Annotated in this window: 21 protein-coding genes; 13 read left to right on the forward strand and 8 right to left on the reverse strand. The window is 42.9% G+C overall.

Annotated elements, in window-relative coordinates; genetic code table 11:
* Positions 1-14: 14 nt before the first annotated feature.
* Positions 15-452 carry a DUF3069 domain-containing protein gene (locus RH85_RS03165; protein ID WP_006710747.1) on the reverse strand — a complete coding sequence of 146 codons (438 nt, stop codon included), beginning with the start codon at positions 450-452 and terminating at the stop codon, positions 15-17.
* Between the two features lie 163 nt (positions 453-615).
* Here RH85_RS03165 and RH85_RS03170 point away from each other — a divergent pair, with 163 nt between their 5' ends.
* Together RH85_RS03170 and RH85_RS03175 are read left to right on the forward strand one after the other, a co-directional pair.
* Positions 616-1,572 carry a GGDEF domain-containing response regulator gene (locus RH85_RS03170; RefSeq protein ID WP_039948478.1) on the forward strand — a complete coding sequence of 319 codons (957 nt, stop codon included), beginning with the start codon at positions 616-618 and terminating at the stop codon, positions 1,570-1,572.
* 39 nt (positions 1,573-1,611) lie between these two features.
* Positions 1,612-2,592, forward strand: coding sequence for a Solitary outer membrane autotransporter beta-barrel domain (locus RH85_RS03175; protein WP_006710749.1), 981 nt, complete (start codon positions 1,612-1,614; stop codon positions 2,590-2,592).
* A gap of 57 nt (positions 2,593-2,649) precedes the next feature.
* Here RH85_RS03175 and RH85_RS03180 read toward each other — a convergent pair whose 3' ends face one another.
* Positions 2,650-3,885, reverse strand: a complete 1,236-nt coding sequence (locus tag RH85_RS03180) for a GGDEF domain-containing protein (protein WP_006710750.1) — start codon at positions 3,883-3,885, stop codon at positions 2,650-2,652.
* 257 nt (positions 3,886-4,142) lie between these two features.
* Here RH85_RS03180 and RH85_RS03185 point away from each other — a divergent pair, with 257 nt between their 5' ends.
* From RH85_RS03185 to RH85_RS23665, 11 genes are all read left to right on the forward strand, one after another.
* Positions 4,143-4,502: a late competence development ComFB family protein gene (locus RH85_RS03185; protein ID WP_006710751.1), complete on the forward strand. Its 360-nt coding sequence runs from the start codon at positions 4,143-4,145 to the stop codon at positions 4,500-4,502.
* A 91-nt stretch (positions 4,503-4,593) separates the two neighbouring features.
* Positions 4,594-4,872 (forward strand): HlyU family transcriptional regulator, encoded by a 279-nt coding sequence (locus RH85_RS03190; RefSeq protein WP_006710752.1) that lies wholly within the window; start codon positions 4,594-4,596, stop codon positions 4,870-4,872.
* A 294-nt stretch (positions 4,873-5,166) separates the two neighbouring features.
* Positions 5,167-6,717: a Re/Si-specific NAD(P)(+) transhydrogenase subunit alpha gene (locus tag RH85_RS03195; RefSeq protein ID WP_006710753.1), complete on the forward strand. Its 1,551-nt coding sequence runs from the start codon at positions 5,167-5,169 to the stop codon at positions 6,715-6,717.
* Between the two features lie 15 nt (positions 6,718-6,732).
* A complete protein-coding gene (gene pntB / locus RH85_RS03200; protein WP_006710754.1) occupies positions 6,733-8,109 on the forward strand; it encodes a Re/Si-specific NAD(P)(+) transhydrogenase subunit beta in 1,377 nt (458 codons plus the stop codon).
* Between the two features lie 204 nt (positions 8,110-8,313).
* A complete protein-coding gene (gene vxrA / locus RH85_RS03205; RefSeq protein WP_006710755.1) occupies positions 8,314-9,768 on the forward strand; it encodes a sensor histidine kinase VxrA in 1,455 nt (484 codons plus the stop codon).
* On the forward strand, positions 9,743-10,402 hold the full coding sequence (gene vxrB, locus RH85_RS03210) for a response regulator transcription factor VxrB (RefSeq protein ID WP_006710756.1): 660 nt from the start codon (positions 9,743-9,745) through the stop codon (positions 10,400-10,402). The genes vxrA and vxrB overlap by 26 nt, the downstream gene beginning before the upstream one ends.
* Positions 10,399-11,277: a DUF2861 family protein gene (locus RH85_RS03215; RefSeq protein ID WP_006710757.1), complete on the forward strand. Its 879-nt coding sequence runs from the start codon at positions 10,399-10,401 to the stop codon at positions 11,275-11,277. The genes vxrB and RH85_RS03215 overlap by 4 nt, the downstream gene beginning before the upstream one ends.
* A 60-nt stretch (positions 11,278-11,337) precedes the next feature.
* A complete protein-coding gene (locus RH85_RS03220; protein WP_006710758.1) occupies positions 11,338-12,471 on the forward strand; it encodes a conjugal transfer protein TraF in 1,134 nt (377 codons plus the stop codon).
* 53 nt (positions 12,472-12,524) lie between these two features.
* Entirely contained in the window at positions 12,525-12,686 is a 162-nt protein-coding gene (locus RH85_RS22180) for a YoaH family protein (RefSeq protein ID WP_006710759.1), read from the forward strand.
* A gap of 547 nt (positions 12,687-13,233) precedes the next feature.
* On the forward strand, positions 13,234-13,587 hold the full coding sequence (locus RH85_RS03225; RefSeq protein ID WP_006710760.1) for a hypothetical protein: 354 nt from the start codon (positions 13,234-13,236) through the stop codon (positions 13,585-13,587).
* Positions 13,588-14,258: 671 nt separating this feature from the next.
* A complete protein-coding gene (locus RH85_RS23665; RefSeq protein ID WP_006710762.1) occupies positions 14,259-14,624 on the forward strand; it encodes a phage protein in 366 nt (121 codons plus the stop codon).
* A gap of 467 nt (positions 14,625-15,091) precedes the next feature.
* On the opposite strand, the gene RH85_RS03240 is transcribed toward RH85_RS23665, so the two are convergent.
* From RH85_RS03240 to RH85_RS03265, 6 genes are all read right to left on the reverse strand, one after another.
* Positions 15,092-15,643 carry a DUF2726 domain-containing protein gene (locus tag RH85_RS03240; protein WP_006710764.1) on the reverse strand — a complete coding sequence of 184 codons (552 nt, stop codon included), beginning with the start codon at positions 15,641-15,643 and terminating at the stop codon, positions 15,092-15,094.
* A gap of 408 nt (positions 15,644-16,051) precedes the next feature.
* Positions 16,052-17,191: a zonular occludens toxin domain-containing protein gene (locus RH85_RS03245; RefSeq protein WP_006710765.1), complete on the reverse strand. Its 1,140-nt coding sequence runs from the start codon at positions 17,189-17,191 to the stop codon at positions 16,052-16,054.
* Entirely contained in the window at positions 17,188-17,502 is a 315-nt protein-coding gene (locus tag RH85_RS03250; protein ID WP_006710766.1) for a DUF2523 family protein, read from the reverse strand. Before RH85_RS03250 ends, RH85_RS03245 begins: the two co-directional genes overlap by 4 nt.
* Before the next feature lies 1 nt (position 17,503).
* Positions 17,504-18,757: a hypothetical protein gene (locus tag RH85_RS22030; protein WP_138956439.1), complete on the reverse strand. Its 1,254-nt coding sequence runs from the start codon at positions 18,755-18,757 to the stop codon at positions 17,504-17,506.
* A gap of 327 nt (positions 18,758-19,084) precedes the next feature.
* On the reverse strand, positions 19,085-19,219 hold the full coding sequence (locus tag RH85_RS23605; RefSeq protein ID WP_006710769.1) for a hypothetical protein: 135 nt from the start codon (positions 19,217-19,219) through the stop codon (positions 19,085-19,087).
* Between the two features lie 11 nt (positions 19,220-19,230).
* The gene (locus RH85_RS03265; RefSeq protein WP_006710770.1) at positions 19,231-19,473 is read right to left on the reverse strand and encodes a hypothetical protein; all 243 of its coding nucleotides are present in this window, start codon (positions 19,471-19,473) and stop codon (positions 19,231-19,233) included.
* Position 19,474 lies beyond the last annotated feature (1 nt).

The following is a 19,474-nucleotide window of genomic DNA, read 5'->3' on the forward strand; positions in this document are numbered from 1 at the left end:
ATTAACGGTGATAATTACTTCGCGTAAACGTCAGTAAAATCACGTTTTAGGATAGGGTCGCGACGAGCTTTTTTAAGCTGTTTAACCATATCTTTCACACAGTTGTGTAGAACTTGATCAAGTAGAGAAGCGCGGTAGTCGTCTTTCTCTGCGTCAGTCATGTCTTTTGGTAGGTTTAGAGTCGGGAACTCTTCCATTACGTTCAAGCCTGCAAATGCTTGGCTTACAGAAACTAGAGCGTGGAACTGCTCAAAGTTATCTAGAATGTTTTGTGCACTTTTTGGTAATTGATCCCAAGAGCCACGAACTGCTTCTTCAGAAACTTCATGAATAGATACGACCATTTCGTACATTGCTTCTGGAACACCGTCAAATTCGATTACTTGACGAAGTTCAGCTGAAACTGTTGATAGATCGACGATTTTTTTCTCATTCGGAGTTACGTCAGACATAGCGTTTTCTCTTTTAATTGTATATTCCGCGCTATGCTAGTTTTTCTGCAAAAAATGTCAACCTCGGTGGATGAATACAAGGTCCTAATGTATGCTTATTAAGCAACTGATTTGTCAGGTCGTTTCAGAACAGGAATAGAATGTGGAAAAAACAGGATCTCCTATGAAAATATTGCTCGTTGACGATGTGCAGATGGAAAGGATGCAATTAGCGGTTCGGCTTAAACAACTAAGGCATATTGTTGAAATGGCGAGTTCAGGTGCGATGGCATTAGAGCTTTATCCGCAATTCTCTCCCGATCTCGTGTTACTTGATATCACGATGCCCGACATGAACGGCTTTGAAGTCTCCTCAAAAATACGTGAGTATTATCCGGAGTGGATTCCTATTATCTTTCTTAGCGGCCATGATGCCCCACAGATGATTGCCGATGCGATAGAAGCAGGCGGTGACGACTATTTGATCAAACCTGTCGACAGATTGGTATTGAAAGCGAAATTGATTGCGATGCAGCGCATTGCTTTTATGCGACGCCAACTCAACCAAAAATCAGCAGACCTTGCCAAAGCAAATCAAGAACTGGAAAAGCTCGCCAGTGAAGATGGCCTGACAAAAGTGCGTAATCGACGCGACGTAGACCAAAAGCTAAAAGAAATGATTTCGGTGCATGGTCGTCACTCGGTTTCGCTAACCGTCATACTATTAGATGTAGACTTTTTTAAACTCTACAACGACAATTACGGCCATATTGAAGGCGACAAATGTTTAATCCAACTTGCTGCTGCTTTAAACCATCTGTTTGTGCGAAACGGTGAAGTGGTGGGCCGTTACGGCGGCGAAGAGTTTGTCGTGTTACTTGGTCACAGTGATGTCTATCAAGCCGAAATTCATGCGCAGCGGATCAAAGAATGCATTGCTGAACTTGAAGTGAGGCACGAATTCAGCAAAGTTTCTGGCTGTGTGACGGTGTCACAGGGCGTAGCAAGTATTCAACCGACCGGTCGCGAAACCATTGAACAGCTTTATCACATGGCGGATTGTGCATTGTATCAAGCTAAACACCAAGGTAGAGACCGTTACGTGATTTATGACCCTTCAATGGAATACCAAGAATCATAATTAATACGCTCGAAGAACGCGCAACCGCAAATTTTAAACATGAAAAAACTGACCCTAATGGCGAGTGCATTGCTATGCACTACGCCGAGCGTATCTGCCCGCGAAGGGCACTCACAAGTTCAATCTTATCTTGAACAAGCATTCTCTGCTGCAATAGTAATGACCGACAGTGATGTGCTGACACTCGGTGTACACGACTTTGATCCCAATGAATGGCTCAACATCGACAATGAAAACCTAGGTTCAGCAGACTCTATTGATTTACGCCAGCGCTTCGCCGTTTCCGCACTGCCATTCACCATTGATATCAGCGATGAAGAGGCGATGCATAAATCGCAGTTATTTTTCCGCTTATCGGCCTTGGTTTCAAATCAATATGTGGTTATTCGTGGTGTGGAAAATGACGATACACAAAGGGAAGTCGTGTTGGGGGCTTTTTCAGCCTATCGTTATCAATATAAGATCAACGAAGAGTGGCAACTTACTCCTGGTTTAGGTTTACACTTACAATATTTTCGCAACGAGCATAACTACAACTCAGATGCCTCTAATCAGTATGTCAAACCCGCATTAGATGGCGTCGTGTTCAATACTTCGGCGTGGGCAACCACTTTAGAACCGCACGTTGAACTCAAATACAACCGCGAACGAGACTGGGGCAGTTGGAACGCGACCAGTGCTGTTCATTACTTCTATGGTCGTGGTTGGGGTGAAGCGAATAATGGTGATGTTGGCAACCCTCACGGGTGGTACGTCGCTAACGGTTTGGAAGCGTTTTACAACATGACAAAATGGGGTAGAAGCGTTCAATCACTCTATTCGAGCATCAAGCGTATTGATCTTGGGGGCGATACTGAAGAACCAATGGGCACTCATTACTACTACGAAACATCGGTGGGATGGCTTATGACGCCACCGTTCAAATCCAGTTGGATTGATAACATTGGTATTGGCTTTAACTTAAATTACGATAGCCGCCTAAAAGGTGGCAGTATTGTCTTGTTCTTCAATCAAGACTAATCCATAAACCAGTAGTTCAGTAGAACCGCAGTTCCATCGCTCCTAAATCCCTAGAGGCTAAGCTGCTTTCACGCAGTTTCGGCCACCTTTTTTGGCTTTGTAGAGTGCTTGGTCGGCTGACTTTAAGACTTTCTTGGTATCTCTGACTTCGAGACTATCCGCCACCCCGATACTAATGGTTAAGGATACCTTGTCTTGTGCTTTGCGACCGCCACGTTTTTTATGGCCTTCTTTATTGTCTTTGGGACGTGTAGGTCTATTACGAAGTACCAATTCGTACTCTTCAATACTAATGCGTAAGTCTTCCAAATAATCCCATGCGTCATCGACCGTTTTACCTTTGAACAAGACAGTAAACTCTTCACCACCATAGCGATACACTTTGGCATTGCCACCCACTTCGCCTAATTTGGTCGCCACTAATTTCAATACGTCGTCACCGGTGTCATGGCCGTAAGTATCATTGAACGATTTAAAGTGGTCGATATCCAACATTGCGATGGTGTACTTGCGGCCCAAATGCTTCATGTCAGATTCAAGTGCTAGTCGGCCCGGGATGCCTGTTAGTCGATCATTAAAAGCTAACTCGTAACTCGCAGAGATGAGATAGACCAACAATAAAATCCCAGAGATAACAAACATAGAGCTCGACACGTAAGGGACATGGAAAAAGACGAAGGTAACGGAGGTCAATAAGATGGCTGAATAAATTGCAGCGTCGATGATTCGGTTATGACGTAAAACAATAATAGCGCTCGATAACGAGAGTGCGACTAGATACAGCACTAATACAAAAGGCAAGCGAGAGATTTCTGGTACCACAAATAAGAAAGTCTCGCTTATGTCGCTAAATCCGCCCGCGTAGAAATGGCTGAGGATCAATTCACACCACAGCACAAACAACGCTAACACCAACAAATAGATGACGAAACTGCGGCTTCGAACACTATTATCTTTGAACATGTAGATGATCATACATGCAATAGGTTGTAACAACGCTAACAGCGACAACTCTAATAGCGTCGTTCCCGTCGATAATGGGCTTTGTAGCCTTGTTTGGATGATCCAATATGAGACGAGCAATGCGGTTGCAACCATCGCGCATCGGCTTTGCTTAAACGCGTGGCTTAGAAGAATTGTTGAGATAAAGAGAATATAGGGAAGGCTAGTACTGACCGTTTCATTTGCTTCAATCAAAGCAGAAACGTTATTCATGCCAAGAGCAATCATCAATAACAGCAGAAGCGGAAACGCAAACCGGAACCAATTTGACGTGACCAAAGAAAACGACATGAACTACGCCTTTATCATCAAAGATACAATGTTAACAACAATCACAAGGATAACGTTATCTGATGATTTTCCAAGTATTTTGGCCAAATAATCACTGGAAAATGCGTCTTAATGTAAACAATTGCGAAGATTTCCGCACAAATAACAGGCCTGAGCTAGAATTTGAGTAACTTAGTTATTGCTATTAATCTGGTTTTAAAGCATTTTTGTTAAAATGCGGGTGTAAATTAAGCGATTTATTTGTAGGAGCAGTGCGTATGCAGATCAGTGTTGATGTTCACAACTATATGGAAACATTAGTAGGTCAGGTATTGGCTCAATCAGAGTTTACAGAGTCTTTTGATAACGACCAACTGGCTGACCTTGCCTGTTTGGCACTTAATCAGCTTAGACCGGTGTATATCCGACACGATATCGATTTTCTCTCGACACTTTCTGAAGAACGTCTGATGATACTCAAAAGCTATGCAAATATTGCAGTAGAGTCAGCCAAATCGATGATAGTAGATGATCGACGTAAGTTGCGAGAAGAGGATTTGCCTGTGAGCTATAGTAAGTCTCGTTTTGATGAAGACGCTGAATTGGAGTGGTTTGAAAAACCATTGATACCTAAATAGCAGTACCTTGTTACGCTATACGCTGTTTAAAATACGTTATCATCGCTCAATCGTTAAAAGTTAGTCTAACAAGAAAAGTTAAGGAGTTAAGGTGGGGTTATTCTCTCGCTTATTTGGCAGCAAAAAGCCAACGGTAGAAGTGCAAGTTGAACCGGTAGAATATAAGGGCTTCCTCATCTATCAAGAAGCGATCGCAGAAGCAGGCCAGTACCGTATCGCCGGCAGAATTGAAAAAGAGATCGAAGGTGAAATCAAAACCCATCGCTTTATTCGATCGGATGTTCTTTCTTCTCGATCTGATGCTGATGAATTCATGCTCAAGAAAGCGCAAATGTTTATCGACCAAATGGGTACGAATATTTTCGATTAGATCTTTACGTAATTGATAGATGTCATACATTGAAGAACCATTAGCCGCTATGCTGATGGTTTCTTTTTTTGTGTCACAAGAGTAAGTAACTGTTTTTTTATCCGTTTTTGCGACCTGGTTTGACCTCTGTTCAGGTTGATTGGTGTTGTTTCATTACATGCAAAATTGCAAAATAGGGGATTGCTTTCGGTTATATGTAATGAAATTTTGTTTTTTTATTACAAAAAGCTTGTATTTCATACGCCCGTTAGATAAAAACAGAATAATCATTGTGCCAATAGTCAAGGAATAGCTATGCAAATTGGTGTGCCAAAAGAAATACTCGCAGGCGAAACGCGAGTTGCTGCATCGCCGAAATCGGTTGAGCAGCTTATTAAACTGGGATTCGACGTGGTTGTTGAATCTCAAGCAGGGGCGTTAGCAAGTTTTGACAATGCCGCTTTTGAATCTGCCGGAGCCAAAGTGGTTTCAGCTGAAGAAGCTTGGTCGTCAGACATCATCTTCAAAGTAAACGCGCCTATCGCGGATACTGACAAGGGTATTGATGAATTTGCACTTCTTAAAGAGGGCGCAACCTTAGTCAGTTTCATTTGGCCGGCACAAAATGCTGAGCTTATGGAAAAGCTTTCAAGTAAAAATATCAATGTAATGGCGATGGATGCGGTTCCTCGTATTTCGCGAGCTCAAGCTCTTGATGCGCTGTCCTCTATGGCAAACATTGCTGGTTACCGTGCAGTGGTTGAAGCCGCTCATGAATTTGGTCGTTTCTTTACCGGTCAAATTACAGCCGCAGGTAAAGTTCCGCCGGCGAAAGTTTTGGTTGCTGGTGCGGGTGTTGCCGGTCTTGCTGCTATCGGTGCTGCGGGTAGCTTAGGTGCTATCGTGCGTGCGTTTGACGTACGTCCGGAAGTAAAAGAGCAAGTGCAATCAATGGGTGCAGAGTTCTTGGAAGTGGATTTTCAAGAAAACTCAGGCTCAGGCGATGGCTACGCGAAAGAAATGTCTGATGATTTCAACAAAAAAGCTGCTGAGCTGTACGCTGAGCAAGCCAAAGATGTTGATATCATTGTAACTACCGCGCTTATTCCAGGCCGTCCGGCACCGAAGCTAATCACCAAAGAGATGGTCGATAGCATGAAAGCGGGCAGCGTTATCGTTGACCTTGCAGCGGCCAACGGTGGTAACTGTGAGTACACCGTAGCGGATCAAGTCATTACAACAGCGAATGGCGTTAAGGTTGTGGGCTATACCGATATGGTTGGCCGTCTACCAACGCAATCATCTCAGCTATATTCAACCAACCTCGTAAACCTAATGAAGCTTCTTTGCAAAGAAAAAGATGGCAACATTGATATCGACTTCGAAGATGTGGTTCTACGTGGTGTTACCGTTGTAAAAGAAGGCGAAGTGACGTGGCCTGCGCCACCGATTCAAGTTTCTGCACAGCCAGAACAAAAAGCTGCGCCAGCACCAGTACCAAAGAAAGAGGCCGAGCCGGTTTCTCCTGTTAAGAAGTTTGTTGGCTTAGGTGTTGCGGTTGCCGCTTTTGGCTGGGTTGCGTCTGTCGCTCCTGCTGCATTCCTAGCACACTTTACGGTATTCGTATTGGCGTGTGTGGTGGGTTACTACGTTGTATGGAATGTTAGCCACTCGCTGCATACTCCTCTTATGTCAGTAACTAATGCGATCTCAGGCATTATTGTTGTGGGTGCATTACTGCAAATCGGTCAAGGCAATGGTGTGGTGACGTTCTTGTCATTCATTGCAGTACTGATTGCCAGTATCAACATCTTTGGCGGGTTTACCGTTACCAAGCGCATGCTTGAAATGTTCCGTAAGAACTAATAGGAGTTACAAGGAATGTCTGCAGGACTAGTACAAGCAGCTTACATTGTTGCTGCCTTATTCTTTATCATGAGCCTTGCGGGGCTATCAAAGCAGGAATCTGCACGCGCTGGTAACTACTACGGTATTGCTGGTATGACGATCGCTTTGATCGCAACGATCTTTAACCCAGAAGCAAGCGGTACAGTATGGGTTATCATTGCGATGGCAATCGGTGGCTCAATCGGTATTTTCTACGCGAAGAAAGTAGAAATGACCGAAATGCCGGAATTAGTTGCGATCCTACACAGCTTTGTTGGTATGGCGGCGGTGTTAGTAGGTTTCAACAGTTACTTAGATGCACCAGTGGCCGCAACACACGCTGAACACGTTATCCACCTTGTGGAAGTGTTCTTAGGCGTGTTTATCGGTGCTGTGACGTTTACCGGTTCAATTGTTGCGTTTGGTAAACTGCGCGGTGTGATTTCATCTTCTGCGCTTAACCTACCACACAAACACAAAATGAACTTGGCTGCGATTGTTGTTTCAACGTTGCTGATGATCTACTTCGTTAAAGCTGATGGCAGTATGTTTGCCCTTATCTTCATGACGTTGATCGCGTTCGTATTTGGTTACCACCTTGTGGCTTCAATCGGCGGTGCTGATATGCCAGTTGTGGTATCAATGTTGAACTCTTACTCAGGTTGGGCAGCGGCGGCGGCAGGTTTCATGCTAGCAAACGATCTTCTGATCGTAACCGGTGCATTGGTTGGTTCGTCAGGTGCGATCCTTTCATACATCATGTGTAAGGCAATGAACCGTTCGTTTATCAGTGTTATTGCTGGTGGCTTTGGTCAAGAAGTCGTTGTCTCTAGCGATGAAGAGTACGGTGAACACCGTGAAACCAATGCGGAAGATGTGGCTGATATGCTGAAAAATGCTAAATCAGTAATCATCACTCCTGGATACGGCATGGCGGTAGCGCAAGCACAATACCCAGTGCACGAGATCACTGAAAAACTTCGCGCCCAAGGCGTTGAAGTGCGCTTTGGTATTCACCCTGTTGCGGGTCGACTACCTGGTCACATGAACGTGTTGCTTGCTGAAGCGAAAGTACCATACGACATCGTGTTAGAGATGGATGAAATCAACGACGATTTCCCACAAACAGACGTTGTTTTGATAATTGGTGCGAACGATACAGTAAACCCAGCGGCACTTGAAGATCCAAACAGTCCAATTGCAGGAATGCCAGTGTTGGAAGTTTGGAATGCGAAAGATGTAATCGTATTCAAGCGTTCAATGAATACCGGTTACGCTGGTGTTCAAAACCCACTGTTCTTTAAAGAAAATACCCAAATGCTATTTGGTGATGCGAAAGAGAGTGTAGACGCGATTGCTAAAGCATTATAAGCTTTACGCGAATAACAAAGGCCAGCACGTTTGCTGGCCTTTTTCCTTTCTGACGCCACATAGCGCTCTATTTGAATCAAAAGAGCAGGGCGATAAGAACTCGTCCACCATTGCATAATTGACACGAATATTACATTTTCAATGTCAATTTTTGCCATAATCAGGCATTGTAGTGGTAAATAGTTGATTTAATAAGTTTTTGCTTTGAAACACATAATCATCAAATCGCTGTTAATCCCATTAAGCGCAATCTCATGGAGCGCTAATGCTGATTCTTTACCTGAACGTATTGATAAATTTGTAAATTTATTCAAAACGTCGGAAGCTTCAGTCTCATATGATATTCGCGTATTGCAGTCAGATTATCCTACTCGATTGCTAACTCCTGAGTCGATGCTGCCGCAAACATCGAGTTACCCACTAAAAGATATTCAGCGCCTTTATCAGTTATCGGTCACCTGTACAGGCAAGCTACCGCTTAGCCCTTTGGTAACAGAACCGCTGGTCTTTACGCGAGCGATGTGTAAAAACAACACGTTAAGCCCAACATGGTTTGCGCGTAGTGGCCTCATCCATCCTGGCGGCGGCACCTATGCAAATCGTTACGTCGTAACGCATCCGTCAGAGGTTGAAGCACTCGAGCAGTATATGCATATTAAAGAACGACCATTTGCAGCAGAAAACACACTGCTCGGTCGTTTGCAGCGCATGAGTGAAGAAACCGTTATTGCTTTAATCTCAGGCGCGAGTATGTTTATCGAAGACGAAGATTTATGGCTGCGTAAGAACGACAGTTATTACATCTATCCTGAATCGATATGGAGCAAAAACGTAACACGATCAGGTTTGAGCTTATCAAGCGGCGGTAGTTCCGCGACCTGTTTTGTGCAACGTGGTAACATATGTTGGGATGTTGAAGACCATGCTGATATTTTAAGAATTAGCATGGTGGCATTGGTTATCGCCAATATTCTATTGGTGATCGGCTGGTCAATTTATCGCTGGAATACCAAGCGACGTGACATGCAAAGTCGCATGTTGGTGCTACAGATTTTAACACATGAATTACGCACTCCAATTGCCAGTCTATCCCTCACGGTGGAAGGGTTTAGACGAGAATTTGAGCGACTCCCTGAATCTGTTTACGATGAATTTCGCCGATTATGCGAAGATTCTCGAAGATTGAGACAATTAGCAGAGGCAAGTAAAGATTATTTGCAGTCTGATAACAAACCGCTGGCGTCAGAATGGGTACCATCTGTCGCTGAGTGGTTAGAGTATAAGATCGAAGAAGAGTTTAACGCACCGATTGATTTTGCAATCAATCATGATATTGCCGCCAAACTTAATGTCTACTGGCTAGGCACGTGCATCGACAATCTAATTCGAAACGCGGTTAAATATGGAGTTAAACCGATTAAGCTGGATGTGAAAACATCCAAAAATAAAATTACGTTCAGCGTGATAGACCAAGGACTTTTAACGCAAAAAGATTGGCGCCAAGTGCGCAAACCTTTTGTTAGTAAGAGTGGTCTAGGCTTGGGCTTGACTATCGTTGACTCTATGGTGGGGCGTATGGGAGGAAAAATGACTCTCATTGGGCCACCGACAACGTTTATATTGGAGATACCTTGTGAAACAGACACTGCTTCTCGTTGAAGACGACAAAAACCTTGCTGATGGCTTACTAGTCAGCTTAGAACAAGCCGGTTACGAGTGCTTTCATGCCGAAACAATTGCAGATGTCGAACAGTATTGGGCGAAATCCGATCTTGTGATCCTTGATCGCCAACTACCAGATGGTGACTCAGTTTCTCATTTGGGTCAGTGGAAAGCGATCAAAGAGATCCCAGTGATTTTGCTGACAGCGCTCGTGACGGTAAAAGACAAAGTTGCAGGCCTTGATTCAGGTGCTAATGACTACTTAACCAAACCATTTGCTGAAGCAGAACTGTTTGCTCGCATTCGTGCTCAACTACGTGCCCCTGATGGCCAAGAGCAAGATGATAGCAAAGTAACAACCGAGAACTTGTTAATTGATAAGAGTACACGTGAAGTCTTCTTTAATGATCTTCAAGTGACACTAACACGCACAGAGTTTGATTTGTTGCTATTTTTAGCCAGCAACTTAGGCCGAGTGTTTACACGCGATGAATTACTCGATCACGTGTGGGGCTATAACCATTTTCCGACAACCCGAACCGTTGATACGCACGTACTGCAGTTGCGTCAAAAGCTACCAGGCTTAGAAATAGAAACGCTTCGTGGTGTTGGTTACAAGATGAAAGCATGATACCAAAATCATTATTCATGATGGGAGCACTGATCAGTGCTCCTCTTGCCGCAGATGGTGTACCGTGGTTTGACAGCAATTCACCGTTAACCCAAACCCATAAACATCTCTTAGTGGGTGATTTGAATGCGATGTTCTCATCACTTGTTGAAGTATGGCAGTTAGAAGACAACGTTACACTCAAACCTCATTTGAATGATTTGCTTCTACAATCGCTGGAAGTCGATTGTGGCAAAAGCTTAGACGATAAAACACTACCTGAATGGCTTAAAGGGGTGGTGGTAAAACGAACTGAGATTCAAAGCCCGGGGCGTGATGCTTTTCGGGCGACCGTGGAAGTTCAAACTCACCGTGAAATCGCTGATATCACGATGGCTCGTTGGGTAGACAAAGTGATATCCAATGACAATACACTCGATATCGTGCGTGAAAACAATCAATCAGGTATCAGCACTTACTCTAAACGTTACAATATCAATAACAAACTCCCAATGGGGCTGTATCGTATTGATGTAGTCACAAAAGATAATGAATCGTGGAGTTCATGGTTGGTATTGGGAGATCCACAAGCCAATATGACCGTTCGTTGGTCTTCGAAAGATCATTGGCAGGTAGAAAAACACGCATTGCTTAATCCAAATTGCCCTTTACCAAAACTGAATGCCGCTTTATACGACTACGTTGACGGTACTTATAACCAGGTATGGAGTGGTAACTATGAATCGGACTATCCGACCTCGTTACCCAACGATGAAATTGATGCAGGTCGCTATGTATTAGCCGTATCTATGGTTCATCGCCGTTGGCAAGGTAAGGTAATGGTTGAACAAGCGCAAATTATCAGTAAAACGTATGATGTTTCTGTAGAGGAATAGCTAAAGATAAGAGAGAATATGTCGATATAAGTCCAACGCTCACAACGAAAAATTATCGATATGAAAACCGTATTAAAACTATTACCTCTTACTTTAGTTGTTGCCGCAAGCAGCAGCTACGCCGCGAACTATGCCGTTGAAGCCCGTGGCGATGCAATGGGTGGAGTGGGTGTTGTTTCTGCTAATTTCCTAACTGCCCCATTTTACAACCCAGCACTAACGGCGATTTATCGTCGTAACGATGATGTGGGCATGATTACCCCAAGTATTGGTTTCAATTACACCGACACGGGTACATTTGTCGACGACCTTGAGTATGCTGAAAATGTCATTAAAACCGGTGATAGCGCAAATTATCAAAAAGCATTCGACCAACTTAAAGGCGACAATCTAAAGTTTGATCTTGGTGGTGTGGTCGCGTTTGCTATTCCAAACCAATACATTGCCGCCAATGCCTTTGGTAAGCTATATACTGAATCTTACGCCGTGGCTGATATTGCTACTGGTGGTACTGACGCAGAAAACATCGCCAAAAGCTCAGTGCGCGCGGTAACAGTTGGTGTTGCGGAAGCGGGTATTTCATTAGCGAAATACCAAACCTTTATGGGCCAGCATATCTCTTTTGGTATCACACCAAAAATGCAACGCGTCTATACTTATGTCTATGAAGCAAGCTTAACCAACTACGATCTGAAAGATCTACGTGAAAACGGTGAAGCAGAAACCATGTTCAACATGGATGCTGGTTTTCTTTGGTTCTATGGTCCGTTCCGTGCAGGTATCTCTGCCACCAATTTAATTTCTCGTGATATTGAAACTAAAACGATCACGTCTCGCGTTGATGGTTCGAGTATTTCTTACCAATACGAAATGTCACCGCAATATACGGTGGGTGCGGGGATAGTGGCGGATTATTTCACGTTAAGTGTGGATTACGACCTTAAAGAAGAAGAGCGCTACAAAAACTTTGATGACAATACACAAATGATTCGTGTTGGTGGTGAGATTGATATTCTTCGCCAACTTAAACTGCGTGCAGGTTGGAAGAAAAATCTAGCCTATGATGATCTCGATGGCACTGTGACTGCCGGTATTGGATTGTCGCCACTCAATCTTTTCCAGATGGATATCGGTGCAAGTTACACCAACGAAAACTCAATGGGTGCGTACGTAAACTTCCTGACGAGTTACTAGCAATCTGCGCTAATTAATACTATAGTCGGCTCCTATTTTTAGGAGCCTTTTTTATGTTTGATGATTTAAGCCTAAGCCACGAAGAACAACAAAAAGCAGTAGAAGAAATTCAGAAGCTGATGACACAGGGTATTAGCACTGCTGAAGCGATCAAGATTGTCGCAACGCAAATTCGCGAGAACGCGAAACAAGATGCTGAAAACAAGCAACAATAGAATAGGGCAGGAGACTGCCTTTTTTTGTCTTTGTTGTTTATAACGCTAACGCACTATAAATCATCCCTTCCTTATAATCTCGCCAATTCCTCCCACTTTATCGAACAAAACAAAAGTGACACTCGCCGTTTTTCGTTAAAACATCCAATCAAAGAAACTCAGCGTAAATGAAGGGATTTTACAAAATTAATTAATAAACAATGACTTGTACTGGTGTTTTATTCTGTGGTGATTTCTAACAATCTGGTTTTGTAATAAAATTACAGAACCTGGTTGCTCTTTGTTTTTGCGCTTAAATGGCCAGTGTAATTCACTGTTAAGTTAGCCTGTCACGAATAGCTTGTAGTGATCGCTAACTGTTGGTGACAATGTCACGTTAGAGGTAAAAGATATTATGTGTGGAATAATAGAGATTTGCTGAGCGATTAAGGTGATGAGTTAACGACAGTTGTTCCAGTTTGATTGGGGAAGGTTTCCACACTGGATGGATTTGTATGTTATCGTCTATAGGTATTATGCTAGCAAAACAAATAAAAGGATAAGTCGTATGATAGAACCTGATTTAGACCAGCTGAGACAGCAGATGAAACTGCCAAGTTCTGCGCTTTTTTATGGCTGGCTTATCCATAATCCTAAATGTGGTGATTTCCTGCATTCATTTAAACAAGGTCAACTCACCACCGAAACGTTTTGGGCTGCAACACCTGAAAGCGGTTTTGAGTTTACCCAGTTTGAACATGCAGTTGAGACCTTCCAATTACTTCAGCTACAACGTAAAGCTGTCATTGTTGCAGCTTTTGATGTCGACCAAAAGATTGTCATCTCTTCACCACAACAAGATCATGAGTCAAACAATGACGCTGTTATCAGCCACACGTTGAGTAACAGAATACTGCATTAACTCGCGGCAGAATAAAAAGTGAGTGAGCTAATTGAATAGACTTGGGTTACAGTGTCACAATTTAAGCTGTCATTCTATACCATCTAAAGATTAAGTTCGTACTTAGGCCTAAATCATGACGATAGCGTCAATCACAAGCTGGCATTAAGGTTGCTGCAAGAGCACCACTGAGTATAGTTGTGAGCATGTCAGTTTTTTTATCTAAATTTACCAACCATTTTTATCATAACTTCAACAGTTGCATTATCGAGCGTGATAAAAATTCATGCCGGTGGTTAAAATCATTATTGTGATGCAGACGAAGACATGTCTGATGAATGACTACGCAAAAGTGTTGGCCAAAGTGTTGTACATCCACGCGAAGATCGATGGGTTTCGATTGATAAAAGTAACAGGCTGAAGGTGGCTCCAGATAAATGAAAACAATGTGATGCAATTGGTTAGTTTGAAGCAAATTGCACTGAAGTATTCCAGCATGTGCGGAAGCTGACATATAAAAAGAAAGTTCATTGGAACGAAATTAACCAACATATCAATGGCTAGCGGCGGATTAGCTTTGCTGATGTACACCCCTAAACAAGCCCTAGCTCAGTGCGCATTATGTCTAGTTAAGTTAAATCAAGTATCATATCAACAATTTGCACATACTCTCACTTTTGAGAGTAATGACAATGAAGAGTCACGAAATGACTAAAAACTATATTTTTCGTGAGTTTGAATGCGGGTTTAGCAAAGAAGATACTGCAAAGTTATGTTTCAAAAGCTTGAGGCAGGTCACGGAATGGGATAGGGGGAAGTTAATCCCACCTGAGTGTAAAAGATTAATGCGAATGGCTAAGAGCCAAGAACTCTCGAAAAATAGTGACTGGACTGGGTTTAGAATGTGTACAGACAAACTTGAACTACCAACGGGACAGCGAGTATCTCCACAAGAAATTTTAACGGGTATAGCGTTACTAGAAATCCAGTCAGAATTGGAGATTACAACGACAAGTAAGCTATTGAGATATGCAAGAGCCATAGCAAAAATAAAGTAAAACACAGGGAGGAAACTCCCTATTTACATTAAATAAAAAGCATTAAAAGAAGAATATACACACAAAAAATCAAAGGAACATTAGCACGTAAGCTATTGTTTAACATATTAAAATGTAAATTCTTACTTTTCATTAAAATAATTTCAATTTCTAATCTGCTTGTATATCCAATATTTTCGTTAGCCAATTTTGATTCTAATTCAAGCATTTCTTTTTTGTAATGATCGATATATAAGATTTTTAATATTGCTGTAATCGATTTACTATTTAAGTTCAATTGCGATAGAAGACATTTAGCCCTAGTAAGTAGTGGTTCTTCAAAAAGCACCTGCATAGCTTTCCAAATTTCAATTTAATGATATAAAAATTATAGACGATTGTAAGAAAGAGGGAATACAGGCTTCTAAATCAAGAAAGCTTGTAGATTGGTGGATTGTACCCCCGTAATACATCGCGGGGGTATCATGCTATGCGAGGGCTCTTTCTGATTTCGCGGTTTCTGCTGAAGCCGTTCCATACAGTTCATTTTCCAGCTCAAAATAGTCATAAGTCTTTTGAACTTTGAAGCGCTTGAACGTAACGCCAGCTGAGGCCGTTGCAGCATCAACAAACACATCACGTTTTTTTCTATCGTTTCGCTCATGACTAGAGTCGTCTAACTCAATCACCATGTGAATATCTAATGTTTCAGGGTCACACAAAACGAAGTCATAGTGCTTGCAGGCGATTTGATTGAACGCTCTACGCCAGTTGCTTTTATCATATTCGCCTTTCTTTGGGCTTAACACATCAGCGATGCGTACTTTGGAAAATATCAGGTGACGATTTTTCACTGAGACGGTCAACGCTCTATAAAAGGCCAGCTCCGATTTCGTGACTAGGGTATTTCTAGATTGGTATAGGTAGTCGGTCGTAGTAGCGCTTTGGTTCGGCTTGCCGTTCGTTCTTCTCGACAATCGGCCAATAAGAACCAAAAAGAAAATGACACCAACTGCAATTGCGACAACGTTAAGATCCATTTAGCTTTCCTTTCTGCGATAGATGCGAAAGCATATCAACTATTTGCATAGAGTGAAGAGCGGAAGATCAAAGATCGTTAGTCGTTTGGGGTAAGACTTTCACCCCGTATTACCCCGTATTACTATACGGGGTGCAAAAATGCCCCTCAGCAACAGAGAAATCATTCTCGACACTCGAATAATTTTAAAAGATGAAAAGCGATTCTTGCAGGAAGGTGGTGTTTGATGCCTTTATGTGGCGTGGAATTGCTGACCGCGCCGTTTAGATTTTTCGCTGTACTTATCATTGCAGGGCGGCTTGGTGCTTCGTTCGCGCTACGCACTCTCTTATCCCTGCGGGGCTAGAGCAGTGATATCCATCTTTTTAGGTGCCTCCCCGACGAAACGGGGCCCCTCCTAAAAAGATGGTTATATGCTTATAGGCATGATGGTATCAATTGGGCTGTCTTCTCTATGCTGTTCCTTGTTGTCATAACATGTCATCACTCTACTTACACCATCCCATGACACCTGATACACGCAGTCAGCAAGTACCTGAAACACGTAACCCATATCTTGCAAATCCGTCTGATTCAAACTGAACATTTTCTCATCACCGTCATAGACGTCGATGTATATGTGATAGAACGTTAAATCTCGATTTATCTCGCCTGATGTTTTAGTTCGGCTCACATAAGCAATCTGTTTTGCGTAACCCGTGACAAACATCTCAAACGAATTCAACGGGCCAAACTTACCAAATGTTTTTTGTTTAAGCTCCGGTTCTGAACCTGGCACAGTATCAGGAACTTCAATATCTGCTTCTGTTTGACTTTCTTGTGCTGGAGTCGATGATTCTTCATCACCAGTCCAAGCGTAAATATTAAAAATGATCGCCAACGATATAAGAAGAGCAGAACCCCAAAATGGCCAACGATGCCAAATTGGAGTGATGTCATTTGCCATGGCCTCCGCCACTGAACCGTTGCTTTGAGTATGGCTTTGGTAAAAAGGAAAGAACTCTTTCTTATACTTGCGTTGCTCCTGATTCACGACTTCCGTTGTAGAGCCAATTCGTACTTTTTTCGTGTACGTTTTGTCGCTGCCAAAGGCTGTATTCTTCGCACAGTAGTACGTCATTTCAATCATATCTTTGACGTCTCGATGTACTTTGCGCAAGTTCTGAGTGAGCAGAATGATATCGATACCGTAGTGACCATGAAGCGAATAGAACTCTAAAATTTTGGAGTCTAGCTGCTTATTCGGCAAAACCATGTGCGCTTCATCAATAACATAAAGAGGGCCACGATTCTGTTCATCACGCCATTCATCAATATAGTCCTCATGTTTTGAGAAGGGGCGACTCATCGAACCATATTCAGTCAATTGACCATCAACCACCTTAATTAACTTTAGAACATCGTGTCCAAACACCTTTTGAAAGTAGCTAATGTTCAGCGTCACATTGGTGATAACTTTACGACCGGACTTGATTGCAGGAATGATATGAAATACGACTGATTCATAGGATTTTCCACTACGCGGACGACCAACTATTGAATAAATCATGAGCCTAACCTCGTAAATGGTACTAGTTGCAATAGAATCCTAACCGTAATGGCCGCAATGATAATGGTCAGGCATTGGGGTAGGCCAACGGCACTCATCACCCAAGCAACATTAGGCGGAATGTTATCGAGATACTGCCCAATATCAACAGGGTCGAACAGGCCAAAGATGGTACTCAACAGCACCTTAACGGCCTTGAATATTTCTTCCATTGCCCAAAGAAACACATCCTTTAGCATTTCAACCAAGCTAAGAATCAAGCTGTAAAGAAATGAGATAAGCTTGTTAAATAAATCCGTAATCCAACCCATGCTAACCCCCAAATACGATACGGCGACACATAAAGACCGTTGTCACCATGAAACAGAAACGAAGGAATGAAAATATCCAATCCATATCGACATAATCCGAGAAGTACAGCCAACCATAAAAGGGCACAGGAAGGCCAAATTTAGGCCGCTCAGCATTACTCAAATCCAGCTCACCAAACGAAGCAACAAACCCGTCTATCACTTCCGTTTTCAACTCAGCTAATTGAGTAGAGGCCATACCGGATAGACCCTCCGGATACTTGGTTTCGTAGTAACTCACACAAGTATCGGTCTCAATACACGTAGCAGAAACACCCGCACCTGACGTATCGACATTGGTCATTTCATCAAGTGTTGTCCCAATCCCATCGAGCTTTTCACCAACCCGCTCAAGTTCACCATCGATACGTTCGGTATTACGATTAACCGCGCTAGTCACATCTTTGTTGAGGTTCTGGATTAGTGCCTTGGTGTTATCGTAAATATCGATATTTTCCTCACGAAGTTTTGCAAGATGTTCTGAGTTTTGTTTGACGTTGGCATTTAACAGCATCAACTCACCGTTCTGCTCTGCATTGGCCTTGTTGATATCAATATTCAAATCGTTAAGCGCTTTGTTTACATCACGATTCAGATTGGTCACGGCCTTAACGACATCACCATTAGAATCCGGTGTTAACTCAGGCTCTGGGACTTCCGGCTCAGGGTCGACCACTTCCGGCGGAGGTGGTTTAACATCAACAGGCGGTAACGGATTAGGGTCGGGGATTGGCTTAGTTGGGTCAGTCGGTTTATGTTCCGTATCAGGGTCGGGGTCAGGCGTAGGCGGTTTTTCCGGCTCTGGCCTTGCAGTAGAACAAGTAGAATCTGAACACATAACCCCTTCTGTTTCTGGATTTTCGCACTTGTCACCCGTGTAAGGCGCATCACCAAAACACCTGTCCTCATGACAACCCACATGCGTTTCTATTTGAGCAACACACTGAACACCAGCTTTGCACCAGTAGGCACCCGTCATGTTGTCCCCCCAAACATCACGGAGCCAAGTTAACTCAACAACATCACCCGATTGCTGTAATTCCTGACATTTGTTTACCTCCTCGCATTTACCAGTAACCTCATTCAATTCAGTACCAGAAGGACAAGACGCAACCGGAGAGCCATTAGCTACATTACCCCAACTATTACCGCCCCCCCACCTGACGGATATTTGAGGCTGATATGACTCCCAACTAACAGAAATTGCATTTCCCACATGCTTACCGTGTTTATAAATAGGCTTGCCAATACAGCCAGTTGTTAAAGCTGTTTTTGTAATAACATCGCCAAGAGAAATACAGCTGGAAAAGTCATAATAAGATTGAACCCAAGTGACCTTAACTAATCCCGAGGCGAAGGTACAAGAAGATGCAAATAAACATAAAAAAGAAAGGAGTCTAAACACAAAAAACACCTATAAAAAAGGAGCCGAAGCCCCTTATCCTTGAAAATTCTTAGCGGCTAAAAATCCCGATAACCCACCAAGAAGTGCAAATATCATCAATTGAAGGTCATGCAGAACGATTAGCATCTAGAATCATCCTTATGCAGACTTAACTGCACGTTTACCAAGGCCAATTGCTTTGTACGCCATGGTAATGCCGATAATAGCGACACCAGCCGCACCCACTTTGATTGCAGTATCTGCGAAATCCACTGCTGCCCAAATAGCTTCCATAGTTGTAACTCCTAGAGTAAATTTATTAACTTTATCGCCAATTTGACGACATAGGTGTAGGCGAAGCCAGTGACAAAAACCAATGAGTAAGCACCAGAAAATGCCGCTGTAGCTTCAATTGCTGTTATCTGCGTGTATCCCATTACGTACTCATATTCGGCAGGAGTAACAACGATAAAGCCTGTGCATTGCGCAATATCTGTTGACACTACCGCTAGAAAACCTTGAGCATTAGCTAAGACACACGAAGGCATA

This window comes from Vibrio ichthyoenteri ATCC 700023 (assembly GCF_000222605.1).
Classification (GTDB): domain Bacteria; phylum Pseudomonadota; class Gammaproteobacteria; order Enterobacterales; family Vibrionaceae; genus Vibrio; species Vibrio ichthyoenteri.